Here is a 16029-nt window from a genome sequence, read left to right as displayed (position 1 = left end):
AAGTAACCTCATTGCACGCTTATTTCACGGCGTCGAGGCGGTCTGTTGACCGCCCGCTGGGAATACGTTGCGTGTGCAAATTTTCGCTTCGACCTTCTGCGCAGCAGCGCCCGCTTCGGGGCCCTGCACTTCCACGGCCAGCAAGTTCTGCGAGGCCCAGTCTTCATCGGTGCGCAGTTCAAAGGCGAAACGCCCGTCTGTATCGGATGTTTCGGGTTTCTCGATCTTGATGTCCTCGTGGCGCCCGTTCATGTACCAGAGGGTGGCTTGCAAGGTTTTCACCGACGGGTCGGCGAAGCGGATATCAACCTGATGGTTGGCGTTGCGCAGGTCTTTATTCGAACTGTTAACCATCAATTCGTTCTTGCCGGGTTTCAATGTTGTGCTCGCACTCATCTGCGCGGTCTTGCCTTCGCAGCCGTTGTCGAGCAGCGCCATCATCTGGCGGTAGATGGTCTCCTGGTCCAGGCGATAGAGCGGCGAGAATTCCCAGATAAGGATTTTCGGCGGGCTCTTCTGGAATTCGTCGCTGCCCAGGTACTGGATCATCGAGCCTTCCAGGCCACCGCCGGGGAAGGCGACGTTGAGGATGTCGGCGCCGATTTCTTCTTCCAGGAACCCGGCAAAGTTGTAGTTCTTGCCACTGTGGCTGGTGCCCACCAGGGTGATCTGCGGGTTGCCCGAATCGCCGAACAGGTCGCCGTCGCCGGCTTCGCCTTTCGGCTCGGTGGTGAACTGGTCCATGTACTGGATCGCGTAGCTGGTGCCGCACAATTGCCCGGCCATGTTGTGCAGGGTGCCGGTCTTGCCCATGCGCCCGGAGCGCTTGGTCTCGAATTCGCGCTTGGGAATCTCGGCATATTCAGGCATCTGCTTAACCTTGGCCGCGACGATTTTCGCCGTGCGCTGGGCGCCGTACGGGGTCCAGTGTTGGTCACCGCGGAAGTAGAAATCATGGGCCGGCAGTTCGTCCGGCAGTTGCTCATTGGTCAACGGTGACAGGTCCGGCACCACGTAGCCCATCTTGGCGAAACGGCCGAGCATGGTCTTGTAGTTGCCCAGGGCCTTGTCGAAATCGAACGAGGCTTTTTCCGCGGGGTTGAGCTTGTTGCGGTTCACCAGGCCACGGGTCGGCTGGTAGACCACCACCAGTTCCACGCCCTTGGCCTTGAACGCGTCGTGCAGTTGTTGCATGCGCTTGTAGCCGGCCGGGCTGGTGTCGAATTCGGTGCGCAGGTCTTCCTGGGTACGGAACAGCCAGTCGCCCTGGGCTTGCACCAGGGTGGTGAAGTTCTGCTGGTAGCGCGTGGTGTAGTTTTTCGCGTCATGGGCGGCCGGGCACAGGCTGCAGCAGGGTTCGGCGGTGAAGGTCGGGGCCTTGATTTCGTCGGCGCGCACGCCCTGGCTGGCTGCGAGCAGGCCGAGGGTCAGACCCGAGAGGCTCAGCAGTTTGATCATGTGTGGGTGCATAAGGGTCATCCTCAGTCCTGCATTTCGGTCTGGCGTTCGACAGGGTCGATCAGCACGGCTTTCTGCTGGCGCACCAGCAGGTCGAGAATTTCTTCCTGACGATCGCCCAGCACGCCGGAGAAACTGATGCCGCTGGATTTGGTCGGCGCCAGCATCGATACGCGGTACAGCTCGATACTCAGTGGCGAGTCGATGGACAGCGGCCCGCTGCCGTTACCCGCCAGTTCACCGCCGACCACGATCAGCGAGACCTTGGCGTCGAACGGGTCGAGGGCGATGTCGCGGTCGGTGTCGGTCAAATCCTTGATGTGGCCGTACACGCCGGTCAGGCCGTTGGCCATCGAGGTGTTTTCGTACAGCTTGATGTTCACGCTGTTACGCACGCGGATGCCGTGGCGACGGTTGCTGATCACCTTGTTGCCCCACAGCAGGTTGTCGCCGCTCTCATAGAGGGTGATGCCGTCGGTGTGGTTGCGGTAGATCTCGTTGTCGGCGATCAGGTTATTCACGCTGTTACGGTCGATCACCAGGCCCGAAAGCTTGTTGTCGTAGCTGCGGTTGTTGAAGATGAAGCTGTCGTTCACCTCACGGGAAATGATGATGCCGTGCTTCTTCTTGGTGCCGTAGACGGTGTTGTCCGCGATGATCAGGCCGTGGGAACGGTCATGGGGGTCAATGCCGTAGACGATGTTGTCTTTGTAGGTATTGCCCTTGATCACGAAGCCCGTGGTCTCGTAGCAGTAGAAGCCGTACCACATGTCCGAGAACTCGGAATCGATGATCCAGCCGGTCGGCTCAGGGCGCTTGAGCACCTTGGCCATGTTCGGCGTGTACTGGGAAATACTCACCCCATACGACTTACTGTTGGCATAGCCGAAACTGGCCATCTTGGTCTTGGAAACGTAGGTCTCGGTGCCGCCCCAGGCCAGCAGGAACGGGCGGAACTCCTTGGGCGACTTGAACAGCGCCGGGCCATTGGCTTTTTCGTCCCAACCGGTGATCCTGGTGTCACGCACAAACAACTGGCCGTCGTTGATCAGGAACGAACCGGCCTGCTGGGACAGGCGCAGCTCCTGGGTGTTTTTATCGATGTCCAGGATGCCCTTGCGGCCGACCACGATCGGCAACTTGGCCAGGAACACGCCCGGCGAGGTTTCGCTGAAGTACTGCTTGGGCACTTTGCCCAGCAGGTCCTTGAGGTTCATGTAACCGTCGTCGACAAAGATCGCCTGGGGAATACCGTGCTGACGCACCACCCATTCGGCCATCTTGTTGTCGCCGCCGATAAAGTCCTTCAGGGCGTCTTCCTGCATCATGCGGCGGATGCTGATCTTGCCGGGCTTGGTGCGTACGATCTTCTTTTCCATGGCTGCGGCGGTGTAGCCCGACAGGTCCGGCAGGGCTGGCTTGGCCATTTCCAGCGGCGCGGTCGGCGGGCTGGAAATGGTGTAGGTCTTGGCCTGTTGCAGTTCCTTGGCGATGGTCGGCGCCTTGGCCGCCGTATCGGCAAACGCTGTGGCGCTGGCCATCAGCATTGCCGCGACGAGTAGGCTTTGAGCATTCATTGCGCAGGCTCCCATCAGAATTTCCAGATCACGTCGACAAACGCGCGATGCATGTACGAGTCGACCTGGCTGCCATAGGCATCACCTGGCTTGAACACACCGGCACGGAACCGCACCAGGGCTGATGGTTCGTCAACCGACTGGCTGAGCGCGGCCGGCAGCAGGCCGGTCTTGAAGTACTTGGTGACGACCAGGTCCATCTCCTGGCCCAGGTCTTTCTTGCCGTCTTCAAGGGGCAGGGAAGTGCTGGACAGGATCGCGCCGGTCACGTCATCGGTGTTGTTCTGCACGGCGTCGATGCCATTGCTGCCCACCGGCTTGTTGCCGTCGACGCGCCAGAACTTGTGGTACACCAGGCTGGCGTCGTAGTCCTCACGCAGCTGCCAGGAACCGAACAGGCTCATGGACTGCATGTTGTTCATCTCGCCACGAAACGCTTCGCCGAAACGGTGCACGCGGGACTGGGTGCCGGTCCAGTTCGAACGGTTGCTTTGCAGGCCGTTCTGCTCGTACTCGGCACTGGCGCGGGCATAGGCCGCACCCACTTGCCATTGCGGGTCCAGACGCAGGCGGATACCCAGGTCGGTCGCCCAGCCACTCACGTCATCGCTGCGCTTGGCCTCTGTCGGGCGGGTGCCGTCGGCGTTCAAGGCATTGACCGAGTCGCGGTCGCCTTTCATGCCGGTGATGCTGGCCCAGTAGTTGACGGTGTTGGTGTTGCGCCAGTTGTAGGCGTCGCTGTTGGCTTCGATGCCGAGCCAGGTCAGGTCGCCGTTCTCGCGCTTGTCCAGGGAGTCGGTGGCGACGCCCGGTTCCGGGTAGTCGAGCTTGCCGTTGTCATGGGTGTGGTGGCCACGCAGGCCGATCCACTGGCCCGGCGTCCACTGGTAGGACGCGTCGGCGTAGAGGTGCTGACGGTCCTTATCCTTGGGCGACAGTTCCTTGAGGTCGGTACGGTATTCGCTGAAACGTTCGGCGGCGCCGACGTTGGCCTTGAGCAGGGTGGTGTCGAAGGTCCAGTTCAGCGCTTCGATGTTGGTGTCGCGCCATTGGCCGTCGTCATTGCGCAGGCGTTGGCGACCGAGCTTGAGGATCTCGCCGGGGTAGGGCGTGAAGCCGCTGTAGCCGACCCAGAACTCGCGCATGGCCAGGTAGTTTTTCTTGGTCTTGCGGTCGTTGTTGGTGGTTTGCTGGTTTTCGTCATCCGCCGACTGTTGCAGGGTGTCGGTCTCGATGATGTCGCTCGAAGCCACCGCCTGGCCCATGGCGTAGGCGCTCCAGTTGCCGCTTTCGCCGTAGATCCACGGGCGCAGGTCGAGGCCGATGCCGTTGACGTCGCCGCCTTTCTGGGTGCCGAGGTCGCGGTCATCTTCGGACTGGCCGGTGACTTTGACTTCCAGGCCGAAGTTCTTGGCTTCGGTCAGCGCGGCCAGGGTCGGGCACGACCACAGCAGGGCGAAGGTCAGGCCGATGCCGGCCTGCACGAATGGATTGAGCTTCATAGGGATTCCTCGCCGTCTTCTTCTTCCAGGGCGTGCAGTTGCAGCGTGCTCTGGGCCAGGGTGCCGCGGGCGGCCAGTTCCTGTTGCACCAGGCGTTGGCCTTGGGCGCGTTGTTCCGGTGTGAGCGGGGCTTCGAGCTGCGTGGCCAGGTCATTGGCCTCTGGCGTGCCCTGGGCTTTGGCCAATTGGCTGAAGACATAGGCATTCAATGGGTCGGGCTTGGTGCCCTTGCCTTGGGAAAACAATTGGGCGATGGCGAAGTCGGCGCTGTTCTGGCCGTTGCGCGCAGCGGTCAGCAGGTGGTCCAGGGCTTTTTGCGAATAGACCTGGCCCAGGTAACCACGGCGGTAGATCTGACCGAGGTAGTAGTCGGCAGCTACTTCGCGGCCCACGGCTTTCTGGAAGTGCGCTTCAGCCGCCTTGGCGTCCGCCGGCACCCACTTGCCTTCGTAGTAGAGCTTGCCCAGCAACAGCTCGGCGCGCGGCTGGTCGGCGGCGCGGCCGTTGTCCAGGTATTTCATCATCTGGTCGACGTCGCCCAGTTCGGGGAAGTCGTAGAGCAGTTGCGCCAGGCTGACCCAGGAAGCCGGGTAGCCGGGGGCGATTTTTTCCAGCAGGGCCTGGGCGGTTTTCTCGTCGGTCTTGCCCAGCGTGGCGTCGCCCAATACGCGGGCGACGCTGTCGACGCGTTGTGCGGTGACGGTGCCGCGGCTGTAGCCGGCTTCCATCTGCTTGAGCAGTTCGGCCTGTTTTTCCGGCTGGGCTTTTTTCTGGTAGACCGTGGCCAGCTCGACATAGCAGATATCGGTGGTGTTCAGCGCGGCCTTGCAGATGCGCTCCACATCATCCAGATGCTGGTCGTAGGTGTCCTGGGTGCGATACAGCAGCACCTGGGCCAGGCCGGCTTCCGGGTAACCGGCGGCCTGCCACTTGCTGATCTGCTGCTGGGCATTCACGTTGGGGAAGCTGTGGGGGTATTGCAGGTACAGCATCGCCAGCGGGATCAGGGTGTTGCCTTCGCCATTGGCAAAGGCTTTTTTCAACAGGCCTTCGGCTTCATGGTGTTCGGCTTCGGTGGAGCCCGGCTTGGCCACCAGCAGGCGACCGAGGCGGGCCTGGGCGCGCGGCGAGGTATCCGCCGCGGCACGGTAAGTGGCCTCGGCCTGTTTGATTTGCGCCGGATCGCGGGTGCCTACCTGGATATCGGCCAGGCCCACTTGGGCCTCGCTGTAGCCCAGGTCTGCCAGTTGCTGGTAATTCTGCTGCGCGGTGACGGTATCGCCACGCTTGAGCGCTTCATTGGCCAGGCGTTGGTCGGGCAGGCCGGCGCAACCGGCGAGGGCGATGGCCAGCGCCAGGGGCACCGGCAGGGTTCGAAGGGCGCTCATGATTAAAGACCCGCAGCCATGGCTTTATCGATCAGCCAGTTCAGGGATGGGCCACGGTCGCTGGTCACTTCCACCGGGCGGCCGGCGTAGGCGCTGTCCAGCGGGGCGTCAGGCTTGATCTGTACACGGATGTCGGAGGACAGGTCGGCACTGTTCAGGCTGGTGCTGCTGACGATGGTGCCGGTGCGCACTTGTTCTTCGTCGGCCACCTGGAAGCTCACCGGGGTACCTGGGCGCACGTCACCGAACTGGCGATAGGTAAAGCGAGCTTCGACGTTAGCCTGGCTGCCGCGTGGCACCAGTTGGAAGATCACGTCGCCTTTGCTGGCGTACTGGCCGTCGGCGACCAGTTGCTGGGCGACCACGCAATCGCACGGCGAGGTGAGGGTGCCGGTCATTTGCTTGCCGAACAGCTCTTCGACCTTGGCCGGCTGCAGCTGGTCTTCGTCCAGGTGGCCTTTGAGCACATCCAGCATGCTGGTGCTGAAGGTCGCCAGTGGTGCACCTTTGGCCGCCACCGCGTCACCTTTGAGCAGGCTTTGCACGGTGCCGTCGCGGGGCATGGTCACGTTCATGCCGGGCACGCTGACCAGGCCGGCCTGGGCGTGGCTGACGAAGTACATGCCGTACACCGATTTGAACACGAAGCCGAAGGCTGCCAGGCCGACGAGGAAGATCGCCAGGCTGAACGTCACGGCGCGCAGGCGACCGAAGGCGCTCATGTTGCTGCCGCTGTCCTTGACCTTGCGCGCCTTGGTGAAGTTGTCGCGTTGCAGGGTTGCCAGCACGTCACCCATGGTCACGATGTCGCCCGACAGGTGCGAGGTGATCAGGTGGCGCAGGGTGGAAATATCCTGGGCGTCGAGGTTCTGGAACTGGCAACCGGTGCGGCCGCTCTGGCGGTCGTAGGAGCGGATCTGCAGCTCCACATCCATGGCCAGGCCGAGGTTATCGATGACGAATTGCAGGCGACCCTTGTGCACTTCACCCACGGTCAACGGCTGGGTGGCGGTGAACGCCAGGCCGCCGGCCGAGAGGTCGATCACCCGTGCTTCGGTCTGGGTGCGGTCGGTGTTGAAGAAGCGCAGCTTGGCCGGGATTTTGACCCGGGCATGTTGGCGCTGGGCTTCGGATTCGTGGACAACGTTGGCGTTTACTTGGCTGTTCATGACGGTGTAATTCCTTGGTTAATTCAGGCTTGGCAGGGTCAGACCATCATCAGCAACACGGCAACGAAGATGCTGCCGGCGGAGAAGGTCATGGTCCGAGACGACCAGGTGTTGAACCAACGTTGAAAGCTGGCCAAATCGCGGGTCAGTTTGGTGTCCTGGCGGGTCCAGGACTGTTGATCAAGGCGGAAGAACACGTAGATCTTCACCAACGCGCCCATGATCTGGTTGTAATAGAGAATCGCCGGGTAAGCCGGGCCGATCTTGTGGCCGGAGCACGACAGCAGCAGGGTCAGGATCAGGCGGGTGATGCCGATCCACAGCAGGTACGCGAGGATGAACGCGCCGCCGTACTTGAAGGTGGCGATGATTGCCACGGTCAGGCCGAGCAGGGAGGTCCACATCGACACGCGCTGGTCGAACAACACGATGCTGGTGAACAGGCCCAGCCGGCGTACACCCAGGCCCAGGGCGCGGGAGTTCTGGCGCAGGTTGTTGCCGTACCAGCGGAACATCAGCTTGCGGCTGGCTTTGATAAAGCTCTTTTCCGGCGGGTGTTCCACGGTGTGGATCGCGGCGTCCGGCACGTAGAAGGTGTCGTAGCCCAGGCGCATCAGGCTGAACCAGCTGGACTTGTCGTCACCGGTGAGAAACTTGAAGCGGCCCAGGCGCCAGTGCTGCAGCGAGTCGCTTTCCACGTCGGCGATAAAGCCCGGGTCAGTCACGACGTTGGCGCGGAACACCGACATGCGGCCGGTCATGGTCAGCACGCGCTTGGACAGGGCCATGGAGCACATGTTGATGTGGCGCTGGGCGAAGCGCAGTTTGTGCCACTCGCTCATGATGTAGCCGCCGCGCACTTCGCAGAATTCGTTGGTGGTCAGGCCGCCGACGTTGCCGAACAGCTGGAACCACGGCACGGTCTTGCGCACCACGCCTTCGGCGAGCACGGTGTCGCCATCGATCACGGCAACCACCGCGCGGTCGTCCGGCAGGTGGCGGGAGATGGCGCGGAAACCGAAGGCCAGGCCGTCGCGCTTGCCGGTACCGGCGATCCGCACGAAGTCGAGCTTGACGTGATCCGGCGGGTTCATGCGTTCCCAGAGGCTCTTGACCAGCAGCTCATCGGACATTTCCACCAGCGAGCAGACCACGGTGGTGGGGAAGCCGCATTCGATGGCCTCACGAATCACCGAGCTGTAGACCTGCGCGGTGGTCAGCGCATCGATACGGAAGCTGGTGACCATCAGGAACACGTGGGACGGGTCGGCAGCCTTGCCCAGCTTGCGCACTTTACGGCGCAGATGCGGGTAGACCACATACAGGAACAGCATGCCGCGAAAGAAATGCGTAGCACCCATCGAGTAGCGCCAGATACCGACGGCGCCAATCAGGAAAATAAAATTCTTCGACTCGGAGTCGAACGTACTCGCCGGCAACAGCAGGGCGAGACCCATCAGCAGGCTCAGAAAGAACAGCCAGCCGGCGGATTGGAGCAGTACGTGTTTTAACTTGGACATAAGCGTCATCCGAAGGTGAAGAAGGCTTCGAGCTGCAAGCGCTGGGGATTGGTACGCCTGCAGCTCGAAACTTACCGTTGCTGTTACCAGCAAATGCCTTCGGTACGGCCTGTCGTACTGGTGGCCTTGGACATGAAGCCCACCAGGTCGATCACTTGCTTGCCGTGCGGTGCGTTCTGCGCCAGGGCACGGAACTTCTCGTCGCGGTTACCAAGGATGATCACGTCGGAGTTGTTGATCACATCATCGAAGTCCGAGTTGAGCAGGGACGACACGTGGGGGATCTTGCCTTCGATGTAGTCCTTGTTCGCACCGTGGACACGGGCGTACTCGACGTTGCTGTCGTAGATGCTCAGGTCGTAACCCTTGCCGATCAGCATTTCCGCCAGCTCGACCAGTGGGCTTTCGCGCAGGTCGTCGGTACCGGCCTTGAAGCTCAGGCCCAGCAGGGCGACTTTGCGTTTGTCGTGGCCGGCGACGATGTCGAAGGCGTTCTGCACCTGGGATTCGTTGCTGCGCATCAGCGAGTTGAGCAGCGGCGCTTCCACGTCCAGGGAGCCGGCGCGGTAGGTCAGGGCGCGCACGTCTTTAGGCAGGCAGGAGCCGCCGAACGCGAAGCCTGGGCGCATGTAGTACTGGGACAGGTTGAGGGTCTTGTCCTGGCAGACCACTTCCATCACTTCGCGACCGTCGACGCCGACCGCCTTGGCGATGTTGCCGATCTCGTTGGCGAAGGTGACCTTGGTGGCGTGCCACACGTTGCAGGTGTACTTGATCATCTCGGCTACGGCGATGTCCTTGCGGATGATCGGTGCGTCGAGTTCTTCGTACAGTGACTGCAGGACATCGCCGGAGGCTTTGTCGAATTCGCCGATGACGGTCATCGGTGGCAGGTCGTAGTCGGCGATGGCGGTGGATTCGCGCAGGAATTCCGGGTTGACCGCAACACCGAAGTCGACGCCGGCTTTCTTGCCGGAGCAGTCTTCGAGGATTGGGATCACCACGTTGGCGACGGTGCCCGGCAACACGGTGCTGCGTACCACGATGGTGTGGCGGGTGGTCTTGTCACGCAGGACAAAACCGATCTCGCGGCATACCGATTCGATGTAGTTGAGTTCCAGGTCGCCGTTCTTCTTGCTCGGCGTACCGACGCAAATCATCGACAGGTCAGTATCACGGATGGCTTCGGCGAAGTTGGTGGTGCCGCGCAGTCGACCGTTTGCGATGCCCTGGCTCAACAGTTCGCCCAGACCCGGCTCGACGATCGGCGATTTGCCGGCGTTGATCAGGTCGATCTTTTCCTTGGAGATGTCTACGCCGACCACTTCGTGGCCACGGGCAGACAGGCAACCGGCACACACTGCGCCAACGTAACCCAAACCAAATATGCTGATGCGCATCGCAATTACCTCTGTATTTAAATCATGCCATTAGATGGCCGGAGTTCATGTTTGCAAACGTCACAAATGCCGCGAAAGTTGGGCGAATAGACGCCGACTTGCCGCGTACAGGCATGTTGAATAACGAGTGACTAACTATTGCACTCAAGTTGTGCGCAACTTGGCCTTGTTATTGGGGCCTGCCCTGAAATGCAGCCAGCCTTCCTGGGAGAAGGGCCTGGCGCCAGTGCCGCAGGGCCTTGATAGAGGCTGTAAGCCTTTAGATATCAATGCCTTGGGTTGTCTCACTGACCCATTAGGGTAAGCACAGCCTTGGCCTTATAGTTCGTGGCAATGGATCCTTATCGCCGCTCTCAACTAATCGGTTGGTAATGTGACCACTGAGTCAAAGTTGAATATGACAACTTCGCTACTTCCGTTGGTCCGCCTTGTAAGTCATCTCCTACAGAAACAGAGAATTTCGTTACCGGTGGTATGAGCGGCGCTTCAGGACGAAGTTCCTGGCCGCTCATCCTGTTTCCCGAAATTTCTTGAAATATAGGTAAAGATGGCACTGGTACTATATTGATAGCACTTGCTATCTGGGCCAGTAGTTACGGGTAGTTGGCGCGAAGGGATAGTTTTGTGCCACTAGTGTTTTAAAAAAGTGGTGCCACTACGAAAAAAAATCGCAAATGTCGAGTGAAAGAAATGTTATGGATGTGTCGGGATATTTTTTGACGTCAAATAAATGACGATTCTTGGCGTGAAGCGCGGATAAAAATGTGGGAGGGGGCTTGCCCCCGATGGCAGTGCATCACTCGATAGATTCGTGACTGAACCACCGCAATCGGGGGCAAGCCCCCTCTCACATTTGGATTTCATTGTCTGAAAGAGGCGGGTACGGCCTTATTCCGGTGCACGATCGCGCAGGAACACCAGATTGTCCGGCTTGGACTGCTCCGCATTGAAGCGGTAACCCTGCACATCGAACTGCTTGAGCCTGGTCGGATCGTTGATGCGCTCTTCGATCACGAAGCGGCTCATCATGCCCCGGGCCTTTTTCGCGTAAAAGCTGATGATCTTGTACTGGCCGTTCTTCAGGTCCTTGAACTCGGTGTTGATGATCCGCGCGTTCAGGGCTGTGCGCTTGACCGCCGAGAAGTACTCGTTGGAGGCCAGGTTGAGCAGTACGTCGTCGCCTTGTTCGGCCAGGGCTTCGTTCAGCCACTCACTGATGCGTGTGCCCCAGAAGGCGTACAGGTCCTTGCCACGGGCGTTGGCGAGTTTGGTACCCATCTCCAGGCGATACGGCATCATCAGGTCCAGGGGGCGCAGCAGGCCGTACAGGCCCGAGAGCATGCGCAGGTGGTCCTGGGCGTAGCTGAAGTCGGCATCGCTGAAGGTCTCGGCGTTCAGGCCGGTGTACACGTCGCCCTTGAACGCCAGCAAGGCCTGCTTGGCATTCTCCGGGGTGAAGGCCGGGTTCCAGCTGCCGAAGCGGGCGGCATTGAGGCCACCGATCTTGTCGGACACGTGCATCAATTCGCTGATCTGCGCCGGGCTCAGTTCGCGCAGTTGCTCGATCAGCGCCTGGGAATGGTCCAGGTACTGTGGCTGGGTAAAGCGCTGGGTCACCGCTGGGGTCTCGAAATCGAGGGTCTTGGCGGGGGAAATCACCATCAGCATGAAGTCGTCTCCTGTAAATCGTGCGGGGATTCTAGGGGCTGGGGCGATTTGACTCCACCTATGATGGCGATAGACGCGATCCGCTATGATGGCCGGTGACTCTGGAGAGGGAGACCCTGTGTGCGAATAGCGCTTTTGTTGTCGGCGTGCCTGCTGTGCCTGAATGCCCAGGCGGCGCCGGTGGATGTAGCCAGCCTGGACCGTGGCACCTGGCCGGAAAAACTCAGCAGTCCCGCGCTGTTCGATGTGGCCTCGCGTGCGGAAATCCTGATGTTCGCCCACAGCCTGCTGGCCAGTGAATCCCAGGATGAAACCGCACTCAAGCAGCGCCTGGGCTTGAAGATCATCAACCTGGCGGCCATCGACGACCTGCGCCGCGAGCTGTGGCAGCGCCTGCTGGAGAACTACACGTTCGCCCAGCAGAGCTGCGAAGTCGACGCCTCGTTCTGCTACCTGGTGGAGAGCATGGACGACCTGCGGGAGCAGGCCGGCAAGCTGGCGATCAGCGAAGACTCTTTCTATATAGGCTGGGCTGCACCCAGCCATGCCTTCCATGAGCGTTATCTGGACGAACTGCTGCGCAAGGCCGCGCTGTTTCCGCAGATCAGCAGCGAAGTCGCGCGCTTTGGCGACCATGAACGCAACGGCGACGAGTTCAACGACCGCCTGTTCCTGCTGACCTTCGACGGCGGTCCGGCACCGGTCAGCGGCAATACCGACTGGCTCGCCGACTACCTGCGCAAGCAGAAGATGAACGCCACCTTCTTTGTCCTCGGCAGCAGCCTGCAAACCCGTGTGGAGCGCAGTTCCGCCGCTGAGGTGGAGGCGTTGTACCAGGGCCAGTGCGTCGGCACCCAGGGCTGGCAGTACCGTTCCCACAGCCATTGGGTGGACTGGCAGAGTTCCATCACCCGCAGCGCGCAGTTGGTGCAGAACCTGATGCCGGAAAACTACGTGCCGCTGTTCCGCCCGCCTTACGGGCAGCGGCGCGCGGACAGCCAGGGGTTCTTCCAGTCCCAGGGCTTGCAGGTGGCGTTATGGGACATCGATTCCCAGGACGAGCCGGGCAAGCTCAAGGCCGATGAGTCGGCGCAACGGGTGCTGACGTTGATGCTGTTGTGGCGCAAAGGCGTGATTGTGTTTCACGACACCCAGGACAAGGCGCGGGTAACACTGCCGATGTTGCTGCAGGCAACGGCGCAGAGTGGGCTGGGTTGGCAGGACTGCCGGGAGGCGTTTCGTTAAAAGGATGAAGTGCCCGGCCCTGTTGGGTGCGAGGCATTTTTACGCTGATTTTGTGCGACATTTCGATGCAGGCGGACTTCCGACTTTAACGGTGCATGGGGCACTCGGCTAGTGCTATTCGTCATCCTGAAAAATAAACTTCAAAAAAGCGTCAAAGTACTTTTTCCTGTCATGGGTTTTGCGGTATTACGAAGTCAGATCGCCGAAACCTGCAACACAGGTGGCGTCTTCCAAGACTCCTCATGTGGGCACTGCGCTTGACGTCACTCAGGTGCAGTCGGTGGTCGAATCGAGGCGCAGCACTGTTGTGGTATTGCGTCGACTGGCTCCCACAAAGGTGACCGAGTATGGATGATCATGGACGTAACCCTTCTTCCGACCAGCCAATCCTTTATGTGCTTGATACCAATGTACTGATCCACGATCCAAACGCACTGCTTAACTTCGAAGAACACCACGTCGCCATCCCGATGATCGTGCTTGAGGAGCTCGACAAACTCAAAAGCGGGCACCACAGCGTGGCTGCCGAATGCCGCCAGGCCATCCGCCTGATCGACAAGACCCTGGGCGAAGCGTCACCCGAGGACGTTGAGGTCGGCGTGCCGATCCAGCGCGGCAAAAGCGGGCCCAAGGGCTTGCTGTCGATCCTGATGAGCAAGCGCAGCGAGCCCAACAGCCTGCTGCCCGAAAACCTGAACGACAACAAAATCATCAACCAATTGATCGACCTGCACGCTCGCGACAAGGACCTGCGCGTGGTGCTGGTGACCAAAGACATCAATATGCGCCTCAAGGCACGAGCGTGTGGGATCGCTGCCGAGGACTACAGTACCGACCAACTGGTCGACGACGTGTCGATGCTGTCCCGTGGTTATCACATGATGACCGGCTCGTTCTGGGACCGTGTCAGCAAGGTCGAAACCCGTCAGGACCATGGCCGTACCTGGCACCAGGTACAACTGATCGACAATCTGCCGGCCGTGCATATCAATGAATTCATCGTCGACGAACAGGGCTTCGTGGGCTGGATCAAAGAGATCCAGGTCGACAAGCTGCTGATCCTCGACCTGCATCAGGAACCCCTGTTGCACCAGGAAGCCTGGGGCTTGAAACCGCGTGACATCTACCAGAGCCTGGCGCTGTATGCGCTGCTCGACCCGGACATCCACCTGGTCAACCTGACGGGCGCTGCCGGTTCCGGTAAAACCATCCTTGCCCTGGCTGCCGCCATCGAGCAGACCATGGTGACCAAGCGCTATCGCCGCATCATCGCCACTCGCTCCGTGCAGGGCCTGGACCAGGAAATCGGCTTTTTGCCCGGTACCGAGGCGGAAAAAATGGAGCCGTGGCTGGGGGCGATCACCGACAACCTCGAAGCCTTGCACATGGATGACGAAAACACCCATGGCAGCGTCGACTACATCCTCAGCAAAGTGCCGTTGCAGTTCAAATCCCTCAACTACATCCGAGGTCGCAGCTTCCAGCAGAGCCTGATTTTGATCGATGAATGCCAGAACCTGACCCCGCACCAGATGAAAACCATCATCACCCGTGCCGGCGCCGGTTCCAAAGTGGTGTGCCTGGGTAACCTGGCACAGATCGACACTCCTTACCTGTCCGCGACCAGCTCCGGGCTGACCTACCTGACGGAACGCTTCAAGGACTTCCCGAACGGCGTGCATATCGCGCTGCAAGGGGTGCCTCGCTCGATTCTGGCTGAATACGCAGAGTCGCACCTGTAACCGTTGGAGCGGCGGTGCGTCGCACCGCTGCTCCCACATTTATTGTGTGTTGGGTTTACAATCGCCGCTCCTGATCAGGAGTATCCCTGTGCTGACTCATCTCGATTCCCAAGGTCGCGCCCATATGGTCGACGTCACCGACAAGTCCGTGACGTTCCGGGAGGCGGTGGCCGAAGCGCGGGTGCGCATGCTGCCCGAGACCCTGCAAATGATTGTCGACGGCGCCCATCCCAAGGGCGACGTGTTTGCCGTGGCCCGCATCGCCGGGATCCAGGCGGCGAAAAAAACCAGTGATTTGATCCCCCTGTGTCACCCGCTGATGTTGACCGGTGTCAAGGTCGAACTGAGTGCCGATGGCGCAGACTCGGTGCACATCGTCGCACGCTGCAAGCTGTCCGGGCAGACCGGCGTAGAGATGGAAGCGTTGACGGCGGCCAGCGTCGCGGCGCTGACGATCTACGACATGTGCAAGGCCGTGGATCGCGGCATGACCATCGAAAACATTCGCCTGCTGGAAAAGCTTGGCGGTAAGAGCGGGCATTTCAAGGCGGATGGACAATGAGCATCAACGTACTGTTTTTCGCGCGTTACAGCGAAAAAATAGGCCTGGATTCACTTGAGATGGAAGGCGACTTCGCCACGGTCGATGCCGTGCGCCAGGCGCTGGCCGCTGATCCGGGCTTTGAAGTGCTCAACGAAACCAGCTTGATGTGTGCTCGCAACCAGGAGTTGTGCGCTCTCGACGAGCCGTTGCAGGCCGGTGATGAAGTCGCGTTCTTCCCGCCCGTGACCGGAGGCTGAACATGGCCATTCGTGTACAGGTCGAACCGTTTGACCCCGGTGCCGAGGTCAACGCGATGCACGCGGCGAATGTGGGCGTGGGCGCGGTGGTGAGTTTTGTCGGCTATGTGCGCGACTTCAACGAGGGGCGCGAGGTGTCTGGCATGTTCCTCGAACACTATCCGGGCATGACTGAAAAAGCCTTGGCCAAGATCGCCGTCGAAGCCGAGCAACGCTGGCCGCTGCTCAAGCTCGAAGTGCTGCATCGTATCGGTGCGCTGGAGCCTGGCGAGCCGATTGTGTTCGTGGCCGCCGCCAGTGCCCATCGCCAGGCCGCGTTCGATGCCTGTGCGTTTGTGATGGATTACCTGAAAACCCGTGCGCCGTTCTGGAAGAAGGAAAATACCAGCGAAGGCGCGCGCTGGGTGGAAGGGCGAGACAGCGACCACGCTGCGGCGGATCGCTGGAAATAGCCAGCCGAACACAGAACCAAATGTGGGAGGGGGCTTGCTCCCGATGGCGGTGGATCAGTCAACAGAGATGTTGAATGTGCCACTGCCATCGGGAGCAAGCCCCCTCC

13 protein-coding genes are annotated in these 16029 nt (G+C 60.4%); 5 read left to right on the top strand and 8 right to left on the bottom strand.

All coding sequences use genetic code 11. The features are described from left to right. Window positions 1–24 precede the first annotated feature (24 nt). From BFP99_RS31055 to yaaA, 8 genes are all read right to left on the bottom strand, one after another. Complete coding sequence (locus BFP99_RS31055) at window positions 25–1470, bottom strand: alginate O-acetyltransferase (RefSeq protein ID WP_065949025.1); 1446 nt, start codon at window positions 1468–1470, stop codon at window positions 25–27. Between the two features lie 11 nt (window positions 1471–1481). Further along, a complete protein-coding gene (algG, locus tag BFP99_RS31050) occupies window positions 1482–3050 on the bottom strand; it encodes a mannuronan 5-epimerase AlgG (RefSeq protein WP_065948986.1) in 1569 nt (522 codons plus the stop codon). Further along, complete coding sequence (locus BFP99_RS31045; RefSeq protein ID WP_065948985.1) at window positions 3050–4537, bottom strand: alginate export family protein; 1488 nt, start codon at window positions 4535–4537, stop codon at window positions 3050–3052. Before BFP99_RS31045 ends, algG begins: the two co-directional genes overlap by 1 nt. Next, a complete protein-coding gene (gene algK, locus BFP99_RS31040; protein ID WP_065948984.1) occupies window positions 4534–5925 on the bottom strand; it encodes an alginate biosynthesis TPR repeat lipoprotein AlgK in 1392 nt (463 codons plus the stop codon). The genes BFP99_RS31045 and algK overlap by 4 nt, the downstream gene beginning before the upstream one ends. Window positions 5926–5927: 2 nt before the next feature. Then, on the bottom strand, window positions 5928–7094 hold the full coding sequence (locus BFP99_RS31035) for an alginate biosynthesis protein Alg44 (RefSeq protein ID WP_065948983.1): 1167 nt from the start codon (window positions 7092–7094) through the stop codon (window positions 5928–5930). Window positions 7095–7132: 38 nt separating this feature from the next. Continuing rightward, a complete protein-coding gene (gene alg8 / locus BFP99_RS31030; protein ID WP_161985711.1) occupies window positions 7133–8614 on the bottom strand; it encodes a mannuronan synthase in 1482 nt (493 codons plus the stop codon). 83 nt (window positions 8615–8697) lie between these two features. After that, a complete protein-coding gene (locus BFP99_RS31025) occupies window positions 8698–10014 on the bottom strand; it encodes a nucleotide sugar dehydrogenase (RefSeq protein ID WP_065924229.1) in 1317 nt (438 codons plus the stop codon). An 888-nt stretch (window positions 10015–10902) separates the two neighbouring features. Then, window positions 10903–11682, bottom strand: a complete 780-nt coding sequence (gene yaaA, locus BFP99_RS31020; RefSeq protein WP_065924228.1) for a peroxide stress protein YaaA — start codon at window positions 11680–11682, stop codon at window positions 10903–10905. Between the two features lie 120 nt (window positions 11683–11802). Between yaaA and BFP99_RS31015 the strand changes: the two genes are divergently transcribed. From BFP99_RS31015 to moaE, 5 genes are all read left to right on the top strand, one after another. Next, window positions 11803–12927, top strand: coding sequence for a polysaccharide deacetylase family protein (locus tag BFP99_RS31015; protein WP_065948982.1), 1125 nt, complete (start codon window positions 11803–11805; stop codon window positions 12925–12927). A gap of 347 nt (window positions 12928–13274) precedes the next feature. Next, entirely contained in the window at window positions 13275–14669 is a 1395-nt protein-coding gene (locus BFP99_RS31010) for a PhoH family protein (RefSeq protein ID WP_005785025.1), read from the top strand. Window positions 14670–14757: 88 nt separating this feature from the next. Beyond that, a complete protein-coding gene (gene moaC, locus BFP99_RS31005) occupies window positions 14758–15231 on the top strand; it encodes a cyclic pyranopterin monophosphate synthase MoaC (RefSeq protein ID WP_027604721.1) in 474 nt (157 codons plus the stop codon). Then, window positions 15228–15470: a molybdopterin converting factor subunit 1 gene (gene moaD, locus BFP99_RS31000; protein WP_065938595.1), complete on the top strand. Its 243-nt coding sequence runs from the start codon at window positions 15228–15230 to the stop codon at window positions 15468–15470. The genes moaC and moaD overlap by 4 nt, the downstream gene beginning before the upstream one ends. A 2-nt stretch (window positions 15471–15472) precedes the next feature. Further along, the gene (moaE, locus tag BFP99_RS30995) at window positions 15473–15922 is read left to right on the top strand and encodes a molybdopterin synthase catalytic subunit MoaE (RefSeq protein WP_065924226.1); all 450 of its coding nucleotides are present in this window, start codon (window positions 15473–15475) and stop codon (window positions 15920–15922) included. The last annotated feature ends 107 nt before the right edge of the window (window positions 15923–16029 follow it).

Origin of the sequence: Pseudomonas sp. 1 R 17 (assembly GCF_900067035.1) — a bacterium.
Taxonomy (GTDB): domain Bacteria; phylum Pseudomonadota; class Gammaproteobacteria; order Pseudomonadales; family Pseudomonadaceae; genus Aquipseudomonas; species Aquipseudomonas marginalis.
The sequence above is the reverse complement of the archived record's forward strand: the minus strand, read 5'-3'. Positions and strand labels throughout refer to the sequence as shown.